This is a genomic window from Arthrobacter sp. G.S.26, from assembly GCF_050847375.1.
In the GTDB taxonomy this organism is placed as follows: Bacteria; Actinomycetota; Actinomycetes; order Actinomycetales; family Micrococcaceae; genus Arthrobacter.
Genome location: NZ_CP193752.1, coordinates 1,757,669 through 1,775,449, shown reverse-complemented (window position 1 = coordinate 1,775,449; position 17,781 = coordinate 1,757,669). Strand labels below are relative to the sequence as shown.

Here is a 17,781-nt window from a genome sequence, read left to right as displayed (position 1 = left end):
GGTTTAGGCGTCTTCCCTGGTCAGGCCGGTGCTGAGTTCCTTGGTGAGGGTGGCGACGGCGTCCACGCCGCCGTCGCGGATGGCGGCCACCAGGGCGGTACCGACGATCACGCCTTCTGCGTATTCCGCGATCTCACGGACCTGCGCGGCGGTGGACACACCCAGGCCAACGCAGACGCGTTCGGCGCCCGCGGCGTGGGCTGCTGCCACAACGTCCTTGGCGGCGGTGCTGACGGTGGACCGGGCACCGGTGACGCCCATGATGGACACCGCGTAGACAAAGCCGCGGCTCGCGTCCACTGTCCGCTGCATCCGCTCGGGCGTGGAGGACGGGGCCACCAGGAACACCCTGTCCAGGCCGTACTTGTCCGAGGCTGCCAGCCATTCGGCGGCTTCGTCCGGGATCAGGTCCGGGGTGATGAGCCCGGCGCCGCCGGCCTCGGCCAGTCGGCGGGAGAACTCGTCCACGCCCATCCTGACCACGGGGTTCCAGTACGTCATGACCAGGACGGCGGCATCGGTTTTGCTGGTGATGCCGGCGACGACGTCAAAGACCTGGCGGACCGTGAAGCCCTTGGCCAGCGCTTCGGTGGTGGCAGCCTGGATGACTTGCCCGTCCATCACCGGATCGGAGTAGGGAATCCCGATTTCGATCAGGTCGGCGCCGTTTTCGGCCAGGGCAATGCCGGCCGCAATGGTTGCCTCAACGCTGGGGTACCCCGCGGGAAGGTAGCCGATCAAGGCGGCCCGGCCTTCGGCGCGTGCATTGTCAATGGCTGCCGCCGCTTTGCTGGTGGCTTGTGCGGTGCTCACAGCTGTTCCCCCTCTTTGCCGATTTCCGACTCGGCGGAATCCTTGTCCAACAGGTCAAACCATTCAGCGGCGGTGGCCACGTCCTTGTCGCCGCGGCCGGACAGGTTCACAATCACGATCCTGTCCTGGGCCGTGCCGCTGCCGGTCTCAGCGACTTCGGCGGCCAGCCGCTGGCCCACCTTGATGGCGCCGGCCAGGGCGTGCGCTGACTCGATGGCCGGGATGATGCCCTCGGTCCGGCACAGGATGCGGAACGCTTCCATGGCTTCGCTGTCAGTGATGGGTTCGTAGCTGACCCGGCCGATGTCGGAGAGGTAGGAGTGCTCCGGGCCAACACCCGGATAGTCCAGTCCGGCGGAGATGGAGTGCGATTCGATGGTCTGCCCGTCGTCGTCCTGCATCAGGTAGGACCGGGCGCCGTGCAGCACGCCGGGCTTGCCCAGTGTGATGGTGGCTGCGTGCCGGCCGGTCTCCACACCGTCGCCGCCGGCTTCGAAGCCGTAGATCTTGACGGAGGGGTCATCCAGGAAGCCGTGGAAGATGCCGATGGCGTTGGAGCCGCCACCGATGCAGGCGACGACGGCGTCCGGCAGCCGGCCCACCTGGTCGAGGATCTGCGCGCGGGCTTCCTCGCCGATTACCTCGTGGAAGTAGCGGACCATGGCGGGGAACGGGTGCGCCCCCGCGGCGGTCCCCAGCAGGTAGTGGGTGTTGTCCACGTTGGCCACCCAGTCGCGGAGGGCGTCGTTAATGGCGTCCTTGAGCGTCTGGGATCCGCTGGTGACGGGGATGACGGTGGCGCCCAGCAGTTCCATCCTGGCCACGTTCAGGGCCTGCCGGCGGCAGTCCTCGGCGCCCATGTAGACCACACATTCCAGGCCCATCAGTGCCGCGGCGGTGGCGCTGGCCACGCCGTGCTGGCCGGCGCCGGTTTCGGCGATCACGCGGGTCTTGCCCATGCGCTTGGCGAGCAGCGCCTGGCCCAGGACGTTGTTGATTTTGTGTGAGCCGGTGTGGTTCAGGTCTTCCCGCTTGAGGAACACCCGCACTCCCCCGGCGTGCTCGGCAAAGCGCTTGGCTTCGGTGAGCAGCGAGGGCCGGCCGGAGTAGTTTTTGTTCAGGTCCGCGATCTGGGCCCGGAAGTCAGGATCGTTTTTGGCCTTCTCGAACGTCTCCTCCAGTTCGTCCAGGGCGGCGATGAGGGATTCGGGCATCCAGCGTCCGCCGAAACTGCCGAAGTACGGCCCCGGGGCGTGGCGTAGGGAACCGCCCTGAAGGAAGGCTTCCGTGGCATTGTTATCAGCGTTGCCTGAGGGTGCGTGGGCCATCAGTCCCGTCCTGTTCAAATTGGTGGGTCAAGGGAAGTGTGGTGCGCCGGGCTGACCCGGCGGCGGGGTGCGGCACCCGGGGGCACGGCGGCCTGGGGTTCAGCGGCGCGAAGCAATCGCTGCGGCGCCGGCCGCGGTGAATTCCGCGATCCGTTCCTGGGGCGTGGCGTGGCTGACCAGCGCCTCACCCACCAGGATGGCGTTGGCACCGTTGGCGGCGTAGTGGGTGACGTCGGCGGCATCGCGGACACCGGATTCGGCCACCACCACTGCCCCGGCCGGGATGCGGCCGGCAAGCGACGCAAACACGGAACGATCGACGTCGAGCGTCTTCAGGTTGCGCACGTTCACGCCGATGATGCGTGCGTTTGCCGCGGCGGCCCGCTCGATCTCCGCTTCGGTATGCGTCTCCACGAGCACATTCATGCCCAGTTCGGCGCTGAGGGCGCTGAACTCGGCAAGCTGGGCATCGGACAGGGCTGCGACGATGAGCAGGACCAGGTCCGCGCCGTGGGCGCGGGCTTCCCAGATCTGGTACTCGTCCAGCGTGAAGTCCTTGCGGAGCAGCGGCACGTCCACGGCGGCACGGACAGCATCGAGGTCCGCAAGGGACCCGTTGAAGCGGCGCTGTTCGGTCAGGACGCTGATGACGGCGGCGCCGCCGTCGGCGTACTGCCGGGCCAGCGAGGCGGGATCTGCGATGCTGGCGAGGTCACCCTTTGAGGGGCTGCGGCGTTTGATTTCCGCAATGACCTTGAGCTGTTCCCGGGACGTCGAGGTGCCGCCGAGGGCCTGCCAGGCGTCCCGGACGGGCGGCGCCTGACAGGCCCGGTCCTGCAGTTCGGACAGGGACACCAGGCGTTTGCGGCTGTCCATGTCCTCCCTGACACCGGCGTTGATGTCATCGAGAACAGTTGCCATCAGTGGCCGGAGTTCTTCAGCTTGCTGCCTTCAACGCCGTAGCCGGCCTTGCGCATGGCGTAGCCCAGGATCAGGCCAACCACCATGACTGCTGCGCCGGCGATGAAGATGGGGGTGCTGGCAATAACGAAGGCGATCGAGGCGATGAGCGCGCCAACCAGCATCACGATGACGCAGGTCCAGGCGGCGGGGCTGTTGCCGTGGCCGAGTTCCTGGCTGTGGTCGACGGCGCCGGGGGCCACCACTCGGGTGCCGGACGGGGAAACGGACGCGGGTGCTTTGCTCATGGAAATCTCCTCAGGGTGAATACTGCTTACATTCTGCCATTTTTTGGCGGCCCACCGCGTATCGGCAGGCCGCCGTATGCCGTCCGGCGCATGCCCGCTGGCTTACTGGGCCCCCGCCGGCGTGGTTCAGGTAGGGTCGTCGCCCCGGGACAGCCGGTCCCAGCTGTCGATCTCGTCGACGGGCCCGGCCGGCGCCGCAATTCCGGCTGCAGCGGGCTGGTCATATTTGGTGCGCGCCTTCCAGTGCCGGCTGGCGGGCAGCACCAGGAGCCCGGCCACGGCCAGCAGGCACCCGGCCACCACGGCCAGGATGGGGAAGACTGTCAGGTCCACCTGCGCCTGGCTGCCGGTGACGCCGGTGGCGGCGGCAATGGAACCCTGCGACGCGGCAAGCGGGTCGGCCAGGACGGTGGCCACCGCGGCGACGATGCCGGCCGAGGCCAGGACGATGATGGCGGTGATGATCCACCGGGCGATCCTGCCGGCAATCGACGCTGCCAGTCCTCCGGCCAGGGCCACCAGGGCCAGGGCCGTGACGGTGGTGGCCGCCTTGCTGCCCTGGACCGCCAGCGCTTCCAGGGAGCCGCCGGCCTGGCCCACCGTGCTGGGATCCAGGGTGACGGTCATCCACGTTTGGGTTGTAGTGCCGAAAACGCCAAGGGCAAGGACCGCGATGAGCAGCACCAGCGTGGACTTCCGGGCCCAGGCCGGAGCACGGGTGGCCTTGGTGCTGGTGGCGGGTGCGGCGCCGGCCATCAGGAATCAGCTCCGTCGGCCAGGGTCTCCGCCGAGATGTTCCGCAGCGATCCTGCCGTGTGCACGGCGCGCAACGGGGCCGCCGCCTTGTTCACCGTTTCGAGGGCCTCAGTGGCGTTGACGGAGTCCGCCACGATGCCGCCGCCGGCCTGGACGTAAGCGCGGCCTTCCCGGACCAGGGCCGAGCGGATGGCGATGGCCATGTCCATGTCGCCGGCGAAGTCCAGGTAGCCCACCACGCCGCCGTAGATGCCGCGGCGGTGCGGTTCGAGTTCGTCCAGCAGGCGCAGGGCGCGGGGCTTGGGCGCGCCGGACAGCGTGCCGGCAGGGAATGTGGCCTTGAGGACGTCGTAGGCCTTGGCCTGCGGGGAAAGTTTACCCACCACGGTGGAAACCAGGTGCATGATGTGGCTGAACCTCTCCACCTCCATGAATTGGGTGACGTCCACGGTCCCGGCCACACAGACCTTGGACAGGTCGTTGCGGGACAGGTCCACCAGCATCAGGTGCTCGGCCCGTTCCTTCTGGTCTGCCAGCAGTTCCTCGGCCAGGGCCTTGTCCGCTTCAACGTTTTTGCCCCGGGGCCGGGAACCGGCAATGGGGTGCGTGATGACGTCCTCGCCGGTGACGGTGACCAGCGCCTCGGGTGAGGAACCCACAATCGAGTATTCCCGGCCGTCAGCGTCCTCGAGGCTGAAGATGTACATGTAGGGGCTGGGGTTGGTGTTGCGCAGCACGCGGTACACGTCCAGGGCGGAGGCCTTGCATTCCATTTCAAAACGTCGCGAGATCACCACCTGGAAGACCTCACCATCCACGATGGCTTCCTTGCCGCGGTCCAGGGCGGCAAGGTATTCGGATTCGTCCCAGCGTTCCTGCACGCTGGCGGCGAAATCGAGCGCGGCCGGTTCCAGGACGGTGACGGGCTGTGCCACGGGGGTGCTGACCTTCGCGAGCAGCGCCTTCACCCTGGCAACAGCGTCATGCCAGGCGTCGTCGACGCGCTCGGAGCTGTCGTCGAAGTTGATGGCATTGGCGATCAGCAGCACGGTGCCGTCCACGTTGTCGTGCACGGCCATGTCGGTAACCAGGTTCAACGCCATTTCCGGCAGGTGCAGGTCATCCTCCGGCGGGCTCACCAGGCGTTCCCAGTGCCGCACGGTTTCCCAGCCCAAAAAGCCCACCAGGCCGGAGGTGAAGGGTGGCAGACCATCAAACCGGTCGGTACGCAGCGCCTCGATGGTGTCCCGGACCGCGTCCACGGGGTTGCCGTCCACGGGCACACCGGCCGGGGGCTCACCCAGCCAGTGGGCGCTGCCGTCCTTGGTGGTCAGGGTGGCACGGGACCTGGCGCCGATGAACGAGTAACGGGACCAGGCCCCGCCCACGGCCGCGGACTCCATCAAAAAGGTTCCGGGCTGGCCCTGGGCCAGCTTGCGGTACAGGCCAATGGGCGTTTCGGCGTCGGCAAGGACTTTGAGCCGGACGGGAATGACGCGGCTGTGGCCGGCGAGTTCGCGGAACTCCGCCAGGCTGGGGCTGATGGTTCCAAGATCCTGCATGGCTATGGGTTCCGCCTGTTCTTGTGCGGGCCGGATGCGCCGGCCCTTGGAGGTGGGGTGCAGAGGGGGTGCCGTGGTTCCGGGGAACGGCCCCGGAACGTCAGTTGGCGGTGCCGGTTTCGACGGCGAGGTCCCTGCCGTCGAAGCAGGTGCGGGTGCCCGTGTGGCAGGCCGCACCCACCTGGTCCACGCGGACCAGCAGGGCATCGCCGTCGCAGTCCATCGCCACCGATTTGACCCATTGCACGTGGCCGGACGTATCGCCCTTGCGCCAGTATTCCTGCCGGGACCGGGAGTAGAACGTGACCCGGCCGCTGGTCATGGTGCGGTGCAGGGCTTCATCGTCCATCCAGCCCAGCATCAGCACCTCATTGGTGTCGTACTGCTGGACAACGGCGGCCACCAGGCCCGCGCTGTCGCGCTTCAGGGCGCCGGCGAGGGAAGCGGGCAGCGGGCTGCCGGCAGGGACCGGCGCCGGGGCCGTGGAAGGGGCTTCGGGCGTGGCGGAACCGGGGAACGGGGCGGGGGCGGGCTGCTCAGACATCAGGTCAAGTCTAGTGCCTTGGCCGTTGCCGGATCGGATGTGAACGGCGGCACGCCAGCGGCGGGGCCGGCGGTGCCCAAGTACGCGCGTCTCGTGCTAGTTTTCCAAGTGATGCATTTCGTCGAACCGTCCCGAGAAGTCCTGGCCGAGACCCTGCTTGCGGCCGGCCCTGATGCGCCCACCCTCTGTGCTGGCTGGCGCACCAGGGATCTTGCCGCGCACCTTTACCTGCGCGAACGCAAGGCCGCTGTGGGGCTGGGCCTGATCATCAAGCGCCTGGCCAAGGCGTCAGATGCGGCCACGTCCCGGCTGGCTTCGAAGCTAACGTCCGCCGAGGACTACGCCGGACTGGTCAACACCTTCCGCGCCGGCCCGCCGGCGCTCTCTCCCATGAAGATCCGGGCGCTGGACGAAAGCTCCAACCTGATCGAATACTTTGTCCACACCGAGGACGTCCGCCGCGCCGTGGACCGCTGGGCGCCCCGCGCGCTGGACGAGGCCTACTCGGACGCCCTCTGGGATGACCTGGTGAAGCGTGCCGCCATCCTGTACCGCGGCGTGGACCTCGGGATCGTCCTGGTCCGTCCGTCCGGTCCCCGGCACGTGGCCAAGCGTGCACCCGTGTCGGTGGCCATTGTTGGCGAGCCGGGCGAACTGCTGATGCACGCCCACGGCCGGACGCGCCATGCCCTGGTCACCTTCGAAGGCCAGCCGGACGCCGTCGCGCTCCTGCAGTCAGCCGAAGTAGGCCTCTAGCCTCACGTTGCGCTATCACTCCTGGTGCCCAAAACCGCTTTTTGGGGACCAAAAGTGATAGCGCAACGGGTTAGCGGACCTCGAAGCCTGCCGCGCGGATGGCGTCCTTGACCTGGGACATCATGTTGTCCGGTCCCCAGTGGAAGATCGAGGCGGCCAGGACAGCATCGGCACCGGCAGCAACCGCAGGCGGGAAATGTGCGGGCTCCCCCGCGCCGCCGGAGGCGATGATGGGCACCTTAACGGCGGCCCGGACCAGCCGAATGAGCTCCAGGTCGAAGCCGTCCTTGGTGCCGTCCGCGTCGATGGAGTTGAGCAGGATCTCCCCCACCCCGCGGTGCGCAGCCTCACGCGCCCATTCGATGGCATCGATGCCGGTTCCGGTGCGGCCGCCGTGGGTGGTTACTTCAAAACCCGAGGGCGTGGGCTGCGAGCCGGGACGGGTGCGGCGGGCGTCGACGGACAGGACCAGGACCTGGGAACCGAAGTGCCGGGTGATTTCGTCGATCACTTCCGGGCGGGCCACGGCAGCAGTGTTGATGGCGGCCTTGTCTGCCCCATAGCGCAGGAGCTTGTCCACCTCGGCGACGCCGCGGACGCCGCCGCCGACGCACAGCGGGATGAAGACTTCCTCGGCGGTGCGGCGGACCACGTCAAAGGTGGTTTCGCGGTTGCCGGAGGAGGCCGTGACGTCCAGGAACGTCAGTTCGTCGGCGCCGGCGTTGTCGTAGCGGTGGGCCAGCTCCACGGGGTCGCCGGCGTCGCGGAGGCCCTCGAAGTTGATCCCCTTGACGACGCGCCCGGCGTCCACGTCAAGGCAGGGAATGACACGTACTGCTACCGCCATGGGAGGCTCCTGGGGTTCGCTGGTGGGTGCTGCTGCGCGGAAGGATCAGATGCGGCAGGCGTGGATGCTGCTGACCAGGATGGCGCGGGCGCCGAGGTCGTAGAGCTCATCCATAATCCGGTTGGTGACCTTCTTGGGCACCATGGACCGGACAGCCACCCATTCGGAGTCCCGCAGCGGCGAAACGGTGGGTGACTCCAGGCCGGGGGTCAGCGCTGCGGCCTGCTCCACCAGTTCCTTGCGGATGTCGTAGTCCATCAGCACGTACTGCCGGGCCACCAGGACGCCCTGGAGGCGCCGGATCAGGACCTCGATTTCCTTGGCGGTGCCGTTGGCGGCGCCACCGTCGCCGGTCCGGCGGATCAGGACGGCCTCGGACTTGAGGATGGGCTCGCCGAAGATTTCCATCCCGGCGGCCTTGAGGGTGTTTCCGGTTTCCACAACGTCAGCGATCGCATCGGCCACGCCCAGGCGCACGGAGGATTCCACGGCGCCGTCCAGGCGGACCACCTTGGCGTCGATCCCGCGTTCGGCGAGGTAGTTGCGGAGCAGGCCGTCGTAGCTGGTGGCCAGGCGTTTGCCGGCCAGCTGCTCAGCCGAGGCGAAGTCGCCCACGGGACCGGCAAACCGGAACGTGGAGGCCGCGAAACCCAACGGAAGCAGTTCTTCGGCTTCCACCTCCGCGTCCAGCAGGAGGTCGCGGCCGGTGATGCCGACGTCGAGCGTTCCCTGCCCCACGTACACGGCGATGTCGCGGGGGCGGAGGAAAAAGAACTCGATGTCGTTGTCCGGGTCCATCATGACCAGCTCGCGGCTGTCGCGCCGCTGCCGGTAACCGGCCTCGGCGAGCATGGCGGACGCGGCTTCGGACAGGGAGCCCTTATTGGGGACGGCTACTCGCAGCATGGGAATCTTTCTGGATCAACGGGTCTTGGGGTTCAGGCAATGCAGGCCACAGCAGGCACGGCGGCAGGGTGATGCGCGCCGGGCAGGTGGCTACAGATGCTTGTAGACGTCTTCCAGGGTCAGGCCTTTGGCGAGCATCAGGACCTGCAGGTGGTACAGCAGCTGGGAGATTTCCTCGGCCGCGGCTTCATCGGATTCATATTCGGCAGCCATCCAGACTTCGGCTGCTTCCTCAACGACTTTTTTGCCGATGCCGTGAACACCGGACTCCAATTCAGCGACGGTGCGGGAGCCTTCCGGGCGGGTGGCTGCCTTCTCGCTGAGCTCAGCGAACAGCGTCTCGAAATTCTTCACGCCCACCAGCCTACTTGCTGCGGCCCGCACGGCGCGTCCCGGGCCGTTGCATGACGGGCGCGATGTGAGCGAATACACACCGCGCCCGGAGATCTGCTACGTGTATTGCTTCAGGACCAGGGCGGTGGCCAGGGCAGCGGTGACGGCCTCATGGCCCTTGTCTTCCTTGGAGCCGGCCAGGCCGGCGCGGTCCAGGCCCTGCTGTTCCGTATCGCAGGTCAGCACGCCGAAGCCCACCGGAACCCCCGTGGCGACGCTGACGTCGGTGAGTCCCGACGTGGCGGCCTGGCAGACGTAATCAAAGTGCGGGGTACCGCCGCGGATTACGACGCCGAGCGCCACCACCGCGTCAAAGTGCGGTGCCAGCCGCGCGGCAGCCACAGGCAGCTCGAAGCTGCCGGGTACACGCAGTACCGTGGGCTCTGCGATGCCGGCGTCCTTGGCGGCGCGCAGGGCACCATCCAGGAGGCCGTCCATGATGGTGGTGTGCCAGCTGGCGGCAACAATCGCGAGCCGGAGCTGCGACGTTTCCGCCGGGTTGAGTGTGGTCAGGTCGATTTCGGGGGCGCCGTGTCCGCTCATGGGTAAGTGCTTTTCCGTTCAGTTCGTTGCGTCGGTGGGGTCGTTGAAAGGGGTGCCGGGGCTGGTGACAGGCAGCGGGACAACTGTGGTGTCCAGCAGCAGCCGGTGTTCCATCCGGTCTTTTTTGGTGCGCAGGTAGCGGATGTTCTGCTCCCGTGAAGGTACTTCGGTGGGGACCATCTCCACCACGTTGACGCCTGCGTGGGCCAGCCGGTGCTGCTTGTCCGGGTTGTTGCTCAGGAGCCGGACCTCGTGCAGGCCCATCTCCGCCAGGACCTGCGCGGCGGCGTTATAGGACCGGGCATCCACGGGCAGGCCAAGCTGTTCGTTGGCTTCCACGGTGTCGAAGCCGGCTTCCTGCAGCGCGTAGGCCTTGATTTTGTTGGCCAGGCCAATGCCGCGGCCTTCCTGGCCGCGGAGGTAGAGAAGGGTGCCGCCCTGTTCATGGATCATTTCCAGGGCGTAGGCAAGCTGTTCGCCGCAGTCGCACCGGTAGGAGCCGAAGACGTCGCCCGTGAGGCATTCGGAGTGGAGGCGCACCAGGGGGGCTTTGCCGTCGCTGGGCGGGGCGGGTGAGCTGACGGCGAGGTGCTCCACGCCGGTCACCAGGTCGGTCCAGGCCTGCGCCACAAAGTCACCGTAGGCGGTGGGCAGCTGCACTATGGGCCCGCCGCTCACCGGATGGGCCATGGCTGTTCTGCCGGTCCGTCCGCGGTGGCCGTCACTGCTGGCTGCGGATGCCGTCATCGTTTCTCCTTTGCTCCGCCCGGAACATCCCGGACGTTGTGTGCGGGGGCGTCCCCGGCCCCTGCTTCAAGATATGCCACCAGGTCAGCGATGGAGACCAGGGGGCAGCCGTGCTCTGCCGCGAAAGCACGGAGTCCGTCCAGGCGCATCATTTCGCCGTCGTCGTACACCACTTCCGCGATCACGCCCACCGGAGCGAGCCCGGCCAGGCGGCACAGGTCCACCGCGGCCTCGGTGTGGCCGGGGCGTTCCCGCACACCTCCCTCAACGGCCCGGAGCGGGAAAATATGCCCGGGACGGGTCACCGATTCCGGTGCCGACTGCACATCCGCCAGCACCCGGGCGGTCAGGGCCCGGTCAGTGGCGGAGATTCCTGTGCTGACACCGAGGGCAGCGTCGCAGGACACCGTGTACGCGGTACCTTTGGCGTCCTCGTTGACGGCCACCATCGGCGGCAGCGCCAGGGCGTCGGCCCGTTCGCCGCTCAGCGGGACGCAGATGACGCCGGAGCTGTACCGGATGGTCCAGCCCATCAGAGCGGGAGTGGCGAACTCGGCCGCGAAAATGATGTCTCCCTCGTTTTCGCGGTCCTCGTTATCCACCACCAGGACGGGTTTCCCCGCGGCCATGGCCGCCACGGCGTCCACAATGGCGGACAGGCCCTGCGGCGGAACCGGTGCCAACCCGGGGCCAGCCAGTGCCGACGGGGCAGCGGCCGGGGTGCCGGCCGGATCTTCGTGGACGACGGCGCTCATCGGGTTTCCCCGGTGGCGTCGCCGTCAGTGGTGGTCCGGAAAGCCAGGAGGCGTTCGGTGTACTTGGCCAGCACGTCCACCTCCAGGTTCACCGGGCTGCCGGTGGACTTGGCGCCGAGGCCGGTTTCGGCCAGCGTGGTGGGAATCAGTCCCACCTCGAACCACGGGTCCGGGTGGTTTGCTTCGCTGACGGCCGTAACGGTGAGCGAGACGCCGTCAATCGCGATGGATCCTTTTTCCGCGATGTAGCGGGCCAGGTTGCCCGGCACGCCGAAGCGGAGCCGTTCCCAGTTGCCCAGGGCCTCGCGTTCGCGCAGGCTGCCGACGCCGTCAACGTGGCCCTGGACCACATGGCCGTCCAGCCGCCCGCCGGCCGGGACGCAGCGTTCGAGGTTCACGGCGTCGCCGGCGGCCAGGCCGCCGATGGTGCTGCGGATGAGGGTCTCCCCCATCACGTCGACGCTGAAGTCCTTGCCGTCGATGGCCGTGGCGGTGAGGCACACCCCGTTGACGGCGATGGACCCGCCGAGGGCCAGTCCTTCGGTGGTGCCGGGGGCATGCAGCCGCACGGTGGCGCTAATGTCGCCGTTGCGGTCGACTGAGAGCACATGTCCCTGCTCGGCGATAATTCCGGTAAACATCAGTTGCCTCCCTGGGCTTGCTCCGCGGAAGTGCGGGCGTTCTCTGGTGCAGCGGTGCGCTGCGGTCGTAAATGCAAACGGAGGTCCCGGCCCAGCGTCCGGACGGATCCGCCGTCGGCCTGGTCCCATTCCCAGTGCTGGGCGTCTGCCAGCGTGCCAATGCCCAGTCCGGCCAGGGCGGGGGTGCCCGATCCGAGCAGGGTGGGGGCCAGGTAGACGATCAGCTCGTCCACCAGGCCAGCGGTGAGGAAAGCACTCAGGATCCGCGAGCCGCCTTCCACCATCACGTGGCGGGCGCCACCTCCGTACAGCAGCCCAAGGGCCTCGGCCGGATCGCGGGTGGGCAGATGGACTGCCAACCCGTCGGCGCCGTGGATCGCAGCGCCGGCCGGGACGCCGCGGAGGCCCATCACGGCGCGGACCGGTTGCCTGGCCGCAGGTTCCCCCTGGCTGTCCCTCGCGGTGAGGCGGGGATTGTCCACCAGGACCGTCTGGGTGCCCACCAGGATGGCGTCGATGCGGCTGCGGAGGGCGTGGTTGTCCGCCAGGGAGGCCGGGCTGGAGATCCACTGGCTGGTGCCGTCGTCGGCCGCGATCCGGCTGTCCAGCGTCTGCGCAATATGCAGCGTCACGAAGGGCCGCTGGGCAGCCACCGCTTCGAACCACTGCCGGTTCAACTCAAACGCTTCCACGCCAGCCAGTCCGCTGCGGACGCTGATGCCGGCGGCGCGGAGGGTTGCGGCGCCACCGGCGGCCGGATCATGGGGATCGTCCACGGCGTACACCACGTCCGTGATGCCGGCCGCAATGATGGCCTCGGTGCAGGGGCCGGTGCGGCCCACATGGTTGCACGGTTCCAGCGTGACCACCATGGTGCAGCCGGCCAGGTCCACGCCCGCCGCCGTCGCCTGTGCAATGGCGTCCGCTTCGGCGTGCGCAGTTCCGGCGCCCCGGTGGTACCCGGTTGCCAGCGTGGTTCCGTCCGGACCGACGACGACGGCCCCCACCAGGGGGTTGGCGCCCCTCGGGCCCAGCAGCGCGGCGTCCAGGGCCTGCGCCATGGCCTGGGCCTCCGTAGCCCGGAAGGGCACGGCGACGGCGTTTTCGGCGGCCATCAGAGCTTCACCCTGGGGTCCGGGAAGCCTGTTTCAACCGAGGCCGCGGGCGTATCCCCTGCGCTGGCGGAGGACGTGGCGTTCCGGGATGCCTTCCACCAGACAAAAAATCCGGTCAGCGTGAAGAACCCGTAGAACAGGTACATAAACGCGCTGGCGTAATAGCCGGCGCTGAACAGGAGGGGCACGCCCACGATGTCCACGGCCACCCAGACCAGCCAGAATTCGGTCCAGCCGCGGGCCATCCCGTAGGTGGCCAGCAGGGAACCGGCGAAGGTCCACGCGTCTGCCCACACCGGCGGGTAGGAGCCCAGCCGGTCAAACAGCGGCGTCAGGGCCAGGGTCCCGGCCACCATCGCGGCGCCCAGAATCCACCGGGTGCGGGTGCTGGCCCACTGGGGCACGACGGCGGTGTTCCCGCCGCCGGCGTCGCGGCGTTGCTTCCAGCGGTGCCAGCCGTACGCTGCCACCACGATGAACATCACCTGCCGGCCGGCCTGGCCCCACAGCGTGGCGGGTGTCGCGGAGCCAAAGACGTTGCCCAGGAAAACCGTGAGCAGCAGGAGGTTGCCGGCGATGCCCACCGGCCAGGCCCAGACCTTTCGGCGCATGCCGCCAAAGGCGCTTGCCAGGCCAAAAATGTTGCCCAGCACTTCTCTCAGAATCAGGACAGATCCCCCGACGGGGATCTGAGCGTCAAAGAGCCATCGCAGGAGGTCCATGTGTGTGTCGTTCCTTCCCGTTCGAACCGCGATGGCTCCGGGGGTATACGACAGCAGAGGGCTGCGGCGCCCCAAAAAAGGACACCGCAGTACAGCTGTACGTGCTTCTCTCATCCAGACTTTAACTGTCGGTACCGGAATTTCACCAGTTCAACCGTCCGCCGGGATTTTCCGAAGAAAAGCACCGGCTCGCGGGTCGCGGACTATCACCGCCGGTTCGGACTTACACCGACCCCGGAGCACGTATGTGTGTTGCTATTGTGCCATAACAGCAGGGCGCCGCCGGCTATTCCGTCGCTCCGCGTAACGAACGGCTGCCCCGCTCCCGCAGCCGCGTAATGGCTGCCTCCGGGTCCGCTGCACCGTACACGGCGGAGCCTGCCACAAAGACGTTGGCGCCGGCTTCCGCGGCGCGGATGATGGTTTCTTCGGTGATGCCGCCGTCCACCTGGATGGCCACGCCGATCCCCGAACCATCGATCGCGGCCCGGGCACGCCGGATCTTGGGCAGGGTCAGGTCAAGGAAGGCCTGGCCGCCGAATCCGGGCTCAACGGTCATGATCAGGAGCATGTCCAGCTCTTCGAGCATGTCCAGGTAGGGCTCCACCGGGGTGGCAGGACGGAGGGCCATGCCGGCCTTCGCACCCCGGCTGCGCAGCTCGCGGGCCAGCTTGACCGGCGCAATGGATGCCTCCGCGTGGAAGGTGACCGAGGCCAGGCCGGCATCGGCGAACCCCGGCGCCCAGCGGTCGGCGTCGGCGATCATCAGGTGGGCATCCAGCGGAACCGGGCTGACGGCCTGGATCCGCTGCACCACCGGCAGGCCCAGCGTCAGATTGGGAACAAAATGGTTGTCCATCACGTCCACGTGCACAGCGTCAGCCGTGCTGATGCGCTGCAGTTCCGCCTCGAGGTTCACGAAATCTGCGGAGAGGATGCTCGGGTTGATGCAGCATTGCGTCACGGGGGCGCCTTTCAGTGGCTGGCTGGGAGGAGGGGGTGCCGTAAAGCCGGCGGTCAGGCTTTTTTGCGGATCAGCGCCAGGAACATGGCGTCCGTGCCGTGCACGTGCGGCCAGAGTTGGGCGGTGGATTCGTGGCCTGCACCGAGGTTGCCGGTGAGGCTGACGGCATCCAGCGCAGACCCTGCGTCGAGCAGTTCCAGGTCGTCCCGCTTACGCATGGCGTCGGCCACCACGGCTTTGGTCTCTGCCGGGTGCGGCGAGCAGGTGACATAGGCAACCACTCCCCCGGGACGGACCGCGGCCAGTGCCGAGGCCAGCAGTTCCCGCTGCAGCGAACCGAGGTCCGCCAGGTCCTTGGGTGTGCGCCGCCAGCGGGACTCGGGCCGGCGGCGCAGGGCGCCAAGGCCGCTGCACGGCACGTCCACCAGAACACGGTCAAAAGTTTCGGGCTGTTCGGTGCCCACGTCGCGGCCATCACCGGTGCGGACCTGCCAGGTCTCCCGGGGTACGGCGGAAAGTGCCTGGCTGACCAGTTTGGCCCGGTGCGGTGCGGGTTCGTTGGCCAGCAGGGTGGCCCCACGCTGGCCGGCAAGGGCGGCCAGAAGGGCGGCTTTCCCACCGGGTCCGGCGCAAAGGTCCAGCCATCGCTCGCCGTCGGCGCCCGTCCCTTCCTTGTGTTGAGCGTCAGGCAGGTCCAGATCCACGGCGGCCATGGCGCGGGCCACCAGCTGGGACCCCACGTCCTGGACGCGGGTGGTGCCTTCCCGCACAGAGGTCAGCCGGCCAAGGTCACCGCCGCTGGAGAGGGCAGAGCCTTCCACCAGTTCGCCGGGTGTGGCGCCGCCTTCAAGCGCTTCGGCCAGGCTTCCCAGGCCGGGCAGCGCCACCAGGTTGACCACCGGTGCTGCGTTGTCGGCTTCGAGCAGGCCGGTGATTTCAGACGCCGGCCTGCCGTGGATCACCAGGGACTGCCGCATGGCGCGCACGATCCATTCCGGGTGGGCGTGCCGGAGCGAGGCGATTTTGGTCTCGTCGGTTTCGCCGGCCACGAGGAGGTCCAGCCAGCCGTCAAGGGTGTGCGCCGTGACCTTCCGGAGCACGGCGTTGATAAGCGCTGATGGTCCGGCGCCGATCACTGCGCGGGCCAGGCCCACTGTCTGGTCAAGTGCCGCGTGCGCCGGAACACGCATGGCCAGGAGTTGGTGGACGCCGATGCGCAGGGCATCGAGGATGGCGGGATCCAGCTGGTCGAGGGGCCGGTCCACGCACCGTGCCAGGATGGCGTCGTAGGTGCCCTGGCTGCGGAGCGCGCCGTAGCTCAGCTCGGTGGCGAACCCGGCGTCGCGCTTCTCCAGCTTGTGCTGGCGGATCCTGGCCGGCAGCACCAGGTTGGCGTACGCGTCCTCGGCTGCCACCGCCCGCAGGACTTCGAAGGCCACCAGCCGGGCGGGATCGGCCCGGCGGGTGCGCTGGGCCGGTGCGTTTTCGGTAAAGCTGCGCTGCGGTCCGCGGTTCCGTTCGCGGCCCTGGGCGTTGCGCCTGCTGGCGTCGCGCGGACCGCCGTTGCCGCGGCCGCCGCGCGGGACACCCTGCCCGGCGTTGCCGCCGCTTCCTGGATTGCCGCCGGAGCCGCTCATTCAAACACCACGCTTTCAAGGGAAGCCATACCGCGTGCCCAGTCGGCAGCGGCCATCATCTTTTTGCCCGCAGGCTGGATCCGGGTCAGTTCAACGGCGTGCGAGCCGGTTCCCACCAGCACCGACTTGCCGTGGAGCGCCACGGCACCCGGGGCCAAGGCCGTCACGTCGGGGCGGAGCAGGACCGGCTCGAGCTTGATGCGCTGCCCGTCCAGGAGGGTCCAGGCCCCGGGTTCCGGCGTGACGCCGCGCGCCTGCCGGTTCAGCGCCAAGGCAGGGTGGCGCCAGTCCAGGTGCCCATCCTCGAGCGTCAGCTTGGGTGCCAGGGTGACCTCACCGGCCTGCGGCCGGGGCGACGCAGTGCCGGCGTCGATGGCGGAGAGCGTCTGGGCCAGCAGGACTGAGCCGCTGTGGGACAGCCGTGCCAGCAGTTCGCCGGCCGTGTCTGCGGGAGCTACGGCCTCGGTGAGGGTGCCGAACACCGGTCCCGTGTCCAGGCCCTGTTCCAGCTGGAACGTGACCGCCCCGGTGATGTCGTCCCCTGCCATCACGGACCGCTGCACGGGCGCGGCTCCCCGCCACGCGGGCAGCAGGGAGAAGTGCAGGTTGACCCAGCCGTGCCGGGGAATGGTGAGGGCTGCGGGCGGCACCAGGCCGCCGTAGGCCACGATGGCCGCCACATCGGGGGCCACGGCAGTGATGGCGGCAACGGCGTGTGCGTCCACCCGGGCTGCGCGGATGACGTCGATGCCCAGCTCAGCGGCGCGCGCCGCAACGGGGGAAGGGGTGAGGACGCGCTTACGGCCGATCGGGGCGTCAGGACGCGTCAGGACCGCCACAACGTCGAAGCCCGCGCCCACCAGGGCATCGAGGGACGGGACGGCAACGGCAGGGGTTCCCGCAAAAAGGACCCTCACCCTTTGGTGCCTGCAGCGCCGGCGCCAAAGGCTGCCCCGCCGAAACTGGATCCTACGGTTTTGGCGCGCTTGGCTGTGGTCCGTTCCGTCACGGCGTCGTAGTTGGCGTTGCGGATGGACCGGAGGGCCGCCTTGCGGTCCTCGCCCTCCAGGCGGTCCGTAAAGAGGACGCCGTCCAGGTGGTCGTTTTCATGCTGGAAGCAGCGCGCCAGCAGGTCCTCGGCGGCCACCTCCACTGGGTTGTTGTCCTTGTCCACTCCCGTGATGCGGGTGGTCCGGAACCGCTTGACCGGGAATCCCAGGCCGGGGATGGACAGGCAGCCTTCCACATGGTCCGCCTGGAAGTCTTCGCTGTTTTCGAGGACGGGGTTGACGATGTGCCCCTCCACGCCATTGATCCGGTACGTGAAGACCCTTTTACTGACGCCGACCTGGGGTGCGGCCAGCCCTGCGCCGTCCACATCCTCCATGGTCTCGGTCATGTCCGCCACGAGTTTGGCCAGCTCCGGCCCGAAATCCGTCACGGGATCGGCAACTGTGCGCAGCACAGGATCCCCGATGATGCGGATATTCAGAATAGCCATGCGCTGTTTTTCCTCACGTAGAGCGGCATAGGGAACCCATCCA

General features: G+C 68.2%; 21 protein-coding genes and 1 riboswitch. Of the genes, 1 reads left to right on the top strand and 20 read right to left on the bottom strand.

From position 1 onward, the window contains the following. Positions 1-3: 3 nt before the first annotated feature. The 7 genes from trpA to hisI all read right to left on the bottom strand — a co-directional run bounded on the left by trpA (position 4) and on the right by hisI (position 6,211). Positions 4-813, bottom strand: a complete 810-nt coding sequence (gene trpA / locus ACRB8A_RS08075; protein ID WP_056599718.1) for a tryptophan synthase subunit alpha — start codon at positions 811-813, stop codon at positions 4-6. Beyond that, positions 810-2,141, bottom strand: coding sequence for a tryptophan synthase subunit beta (gene trpB, locus ACRB8A_RS08070; RefSeq protein ID WP_056599720.1), 1,332 nt, complete (start codon positions 2,139-2,141; stop codon positions 810-812). Before trpB ends, trpA begins: the two co-directional genes overlap by 4 nt. A 99-nt stretch (positions 2,142-2,240) precedes the next feature. Then, a complete protein-coding gene (gene trpC, locus ACRB8A_RS08065) occupies positions 2,241-3,062 on the bottom strand; it encodes an indole-3-glycerol phosphate synthase TrpC (protein WP_056599723.1) in 822 nt (273 codons plus the stop codon). Then, the gene (locus tag ACRB8A_RS08060; protein ID WP_050684077.1) at positions 3,062-3,349 is read right to left on the bottom strand and encodes an HGxxPAAW family protein; all 288 of its coding nucleotides are present in this window, start codon (positions 3,347-3,349) and stop codon (positions 3,062-3,064) included. The genes trpC and ACRB8A_RS08060 overlap by 1 nt, the downstream gene beginning before the upstream one ends. 126 nt (positions 3,350-3,475) lie before the next feature. Continuing rightward, positions 3,476-4,105: a Trp biosynthesis-associated membrane protein gene (locus tag ACRB8A_RS08055; RefSeq protein WP_056599724.1), complete on the bottom strand. Its 630-nt coding sequence runs from the start codon at positions 4,103-4,105 to the stop codon at positions 3,476-3,478. After that, positions 4,105-5,667: an anthranilate synthase component I gene (locus tag ACRB8A_RS08050; RefSeq protein ID WP_056599725.1), complete on the bottom strand. Its 1,563-nt coding sequence runs from the start codon at positions 5,665-5,667 to the stop codon at positions 4,105-4,107. Before ACRB8A_RS08050 ends, ACRB8A_RS08055 begins: the two co-directional genes overlap by 1 nt. A 100-nt stretch (positions 5,668-5,767) precedes the next feature. After that, the gene (gene hisI, locus ACRB8A_RS08045; protein ID WP_056599727.1) at positions 5,768-6,211 is read right to left on the bottom strand and encodes a phosphoribosyl-AMP cyclohydrolase; all 444 of its coding nucleotides are present in this window, start codon (positions 6,209-6,211) and stop codon (positions 5,768-5,770) included. Positions 6,212-6,322: 111 nt separating this feature from the next. On the opposite strand from hisI, the gene ACRB8A_RS08040 reads away from it, so the two are divergent. Beyond that, positions 6,323-6,967, top strand: coding sequence for a TIGR03085 family metal-binding protein (locus tag ACRB8A_RS08040; RefSeq protein ID WP_050684120.1), 645 nt, complete (start codon positions 6,323-6,325; stop codon positions 6,965-6,967). Between the two features lie 70 nt (positions 6,968-7,037). Here ACRB8A_RS08040 and hisF read toward each other — a convergent pair whose 3' ends face one another. The 13 genes from hisF to def form a co-directional block, all read right to left on the bottom strand. Further along, the gene (gene hisF, locus ACRB8A_RS08035; RefSeq protein ID WP_050684073.1) at positions 7,038-7,814 is read right to left on the bottom strand and encodes an imidazole glycerol phosphate synthase subunit HisF; all 777 of its coding nucleotides are present in this window, start codon (positions 7,812-7,814) and stop codon (positions 7,038-7,040) included. 45 nt (positions 7,815-7,859) lie between these two features. Beyond that, the gene (gene hisG / locus ACRB8A_RS08030) at positions 7,860-8,720 is read right to left on the bottom strand and encodes an ATP phosphoribosyltransferase (RefSeq protein ID WP_050684072.1); all 861 of its coding nucleotides are present in this window, start codon (positions 8,718-8,720) and stop codon (positions 7,860-7,862) included. A 90-nt stretch (positions 8,721-8,810) separates the two neighbouring features. Then, positions 8,811-9,074, bottom strand: a complete 264-nt coding sequence (locus ACRB8A_RS08025; RefSeq protein ID WP_009358176.1) for a phosphoribosyl-ATP diphosphatase — start codon at positions 9,072-9,074, stop codon at positions 8,811-8,813. Positions 9,075-9,170: 96 nt separating this feature from the next. After that, complete coding sequence (gene ribH, locus ACRB8A_RS08020; protein ID WP_050684071.1) at positions 9,171-9,656, bottom strand: 6,7-dimethyl-8-ribityllumazine synthase; 486 nt, start codon at positions 9,654-9,656, stop codon at positions 9,171-9,173. A gap of 18 nt (positions 9,657-9,674) precedes the next feature. Continuing rightward, the gene (gene ribA, locus ACRB8A_RS08015) at positions 9,675-10,403 is read right to left on the bottom strand and encodes a GTP cyclohydrolase II (protein ID WP_056599732.1); all 729 of its coding nucleotides are present in this window, start codon (positions 10,401-10,403) and stop codon (positions 9,675-9,677) included. Further along, positions 10,400-11,158 (bottom strand): 3,4-dihydroxy-2-butanone-4-phosphate synthase, encoded by a 759-nt coding sequence (ribB, locus tag ACRB8A_RS08010; RefSeq protein ID WP_082484271.1) that lies wholly within the window; start codon positions 11,156-11,158, stop codon positions 10,400-10,402. Before ribB ends, ribA begins: the two co-directional genes overlap by 4 nt. Continuing rightward, entirely contained in the window at positions 11,155-11,799 is a 645-nt protein-coding gene (locus ACRB8A_RS08005; RefSeq protein WP_050684069.1) for a riboflavin synthase, read from the bottom strand. Before ACRB8A_RS08005 ends, ribB begins: the two co-directional genes overlap by 4 nt. After that, positions 11,799-12,914 carry a bifunctional diaminohydroxyphosphoribosylaminopyrimidine deaminase/5-amino-6-(5-phosphoribosylamino)uracil reductase RibD gene (ribD, locus tag ACRB8A_RS08000; RefSeq protein WP_056599734.1) on the bottom strand — a complete coding sequence of 372 codons (1,116 nt, stop codon included), beginning with the start codon at positions 12,912-12,914 and terminating at the stop codon, positions 11,799-11,801. The genes ACRB8A_RS08005 and ribD overlap by 1 nt, the downstream gene beginning before the upstream one ends. Next, the gene (gene pnuC / locus ACRB8A_RS07995; protein ID WP_056599735.1) at positions 12,914-13,636 is read right to left on the bottom strand and encodes a nicotinamide riboside transporter PnuC; all 723 of its coding nucleotides are present in this window, start codon (positions 13,634-13,636) and stop codon (positions 12,914-12,916) included. The genes ribD and pnuC overlap by 1 nt, the downstream gene beginning before the upstream one ends. A gap of 97 nt (positions 13,637-13,733) precedes the next feature. Beyond that, a riboswitch (FMN riboswitch) is annotated at positions 13,734-13,883 on the bottom strand. 39 nt (positions 13,884-13,922) lie between these two features. Continuing rightward, a complete protein-coding gene (gene rpe / locus ACRB8A_RS07990) occupies positions 13,923-14,600 on the bottom strand; it encodes a ribulose-phosphate 3-epimerase (RefSeq protein ID WP_050684066.1) in 678 nt (225 codons plus the stop codon). 53 nt (positions 14,601-14,653) lie between these two features. After that, positions 14,654-16,237 carry an RsmB/NOP family class I SAM-dependent RNA methyltransferase gene (locus tag ACRB8A_RS07985; protein WP_056599737.1) on the bottom strand — a complete coding sequence of 528 codons (1,584 nt, stop codon included), beginning with the start codon at positions 16,235-16,237 and terminating at the stop codon, positions 14,654-14,656. After that, complete coding sequence (gene fmt, locus ACRB8A_RS07980; protein ID WP_056599739.1) at positions 16,234-17,154, bottom strand: methionyl-tRNA formyltransferase; 921 nt, start codon at positions 17,152-17,154, stop codon at positions 16,234-16,236. The genes ACRB8A_RS07985 and fmt overlap by 4 nt, the downstream gene beginning before the upstream one ends. Further along, positions 17,151-17,738 carry a peptide deformylase gene (gene def / locus ACRB8A_RS07975; RefSeq protein WP_050684063.1) on the bottom strand — a complete coding sequence of 196 codons (588 nt, stop codon included), beginning with the start codon at positions 17,736-17,738 and terminating at the stop codon, positions 17,151-17,153. The genes fmt and def overlap by 4 nt, the downstream gene beginning before the upstream one ends. Positions 17,739-17,781: the final 43 nt, after the last annotated feature.

What these genes read in the sequence shown, in the direction of transcription:
- ACRB8A_RS08040 (WP_050684120.1), top strand. Translation starts at nt 6,323, where the DNA reads ATGCATTTCGTCGAACCGTCCCGAGAAGTCCTGGCCGAGACCCTGCTT.
- hisF (WP_050684073.1), bottom strand. Translation starts at nt 7,814, where the DNA reads ATGGCGGTAGCAGTACGTGTCATTCCCTGCCTTGACGTGGACGCCGGG.
- trpC (WP_056599723.1), bottom strand. Translation starts at nt 3,062, where the DNA reads ATGGCAACTGTTCTCGATGACATCAACGCCGGTGTCAGGGAGGACATG.
- ACRB8A_RS08050 (WP_056599725.1), bottom strand. Translation starts at nt 5,667, where the DNA reads ATGCAGGATCTTGGAACCATCAGCCCCAGCCTGGCGGAGTTCCGCGAA.
- pnuC (WP_056599735.1), bottom strand. Translation starts at nt 13,636, where the DNA reads ATGGACCTCCTGCGATGGCTCTTTGACGCTCAGATCCCCGTCGGGGGA.
- def (WP_050684063.1), bottom strand. Translation starts at nt 17,738, where the DNA reads ATGGCTATTCTGAATATCCGCATCATCGGGGATCCTGTGCTGCGCACA.
- ribD (WP_056599734.1), bottom strand. Translation starts at nt 12,914, where the DNA reads ATGGCCGCCGAAAACGCCGTCGCCGTGCCCTTCCGGGCTACGGAGGCC.
- trpB (WP_056599720.1), bottom strand. Translation starts at nt 2,141, where the DNA reads ATGGCCCACGCACCCTCAGGCAACGCTGATAACAATGCCACGGAAGCC.
- ribA (WP_056599732.1), bottom strand. Translation starts at nt 10,403, where the DNA reads ATGACGGCATCCGCAGCCAGCAGTGACGGCCACCGCGGACGGACCGGC.
- ACRB8A_RS08060 (WP_050684077.1), bottom strand. Translation starts at nt 3,349, where the DNA reads ATGAGCAAAGCACCCGCGTCCGTTTCCCCGTCCGGCACCCGAGTGGTG.
- ACRB8A_RS07985 (WP_056599737.1), bottom strand. Translation starts at nt 16,237, where the DNA reads ATGAGCGGCTCCGGCGGCAATCCAGGAAGCGGCGGCAACGCCGGGCAG.
- ribB (WP_082484271.1), bottom strand. Translation starts at nt 11,158, where the DNA reads ATGAGCGCCGTCGTCCACGAAGATCCGGCCGGCACCCCGGCCGCTGCC.
- ACRB8A_RS08055 (WP_056599724.1), bottom strand. Translation starts at nt 4,105, where the DNA reads ATGGCCGGCGCCGCACCCGCCACCAGCACCAAGGCCACCCGTGCTCCG.
- ribH (WP_050684071.1), bottom strand. Translation starts at nt 9,656, where the DNA reads ATGAGCGGACACGGCGCCCCCGAAATCGACCTGACCACACTCAACCCG.
- ACRB8A_RS08005 (WP_050684069.1), bottom strand. Translation starts at nt 11,799, where the DNA reads ATGTTTACCGGAATTATCGCCGAGCAGGGACATGTGCTCTCAGTCGAC.
- hisI (WP_056599727.1), bottom strand. Translation starts at nt 6,211, where the DNA reads ATGTCTGAGCAGCCCGCCCCCGCCCCGTTCCCCGGTTCCGCCACGCCC.
- hisG (WP_050684072.1), bottom strand. Translation starts at nt 8,720, where the DNA reads ATGCTGCGAGTAGCCGTCCCCAATAAGGGCTCCCTGTCCGAAGCCGCG.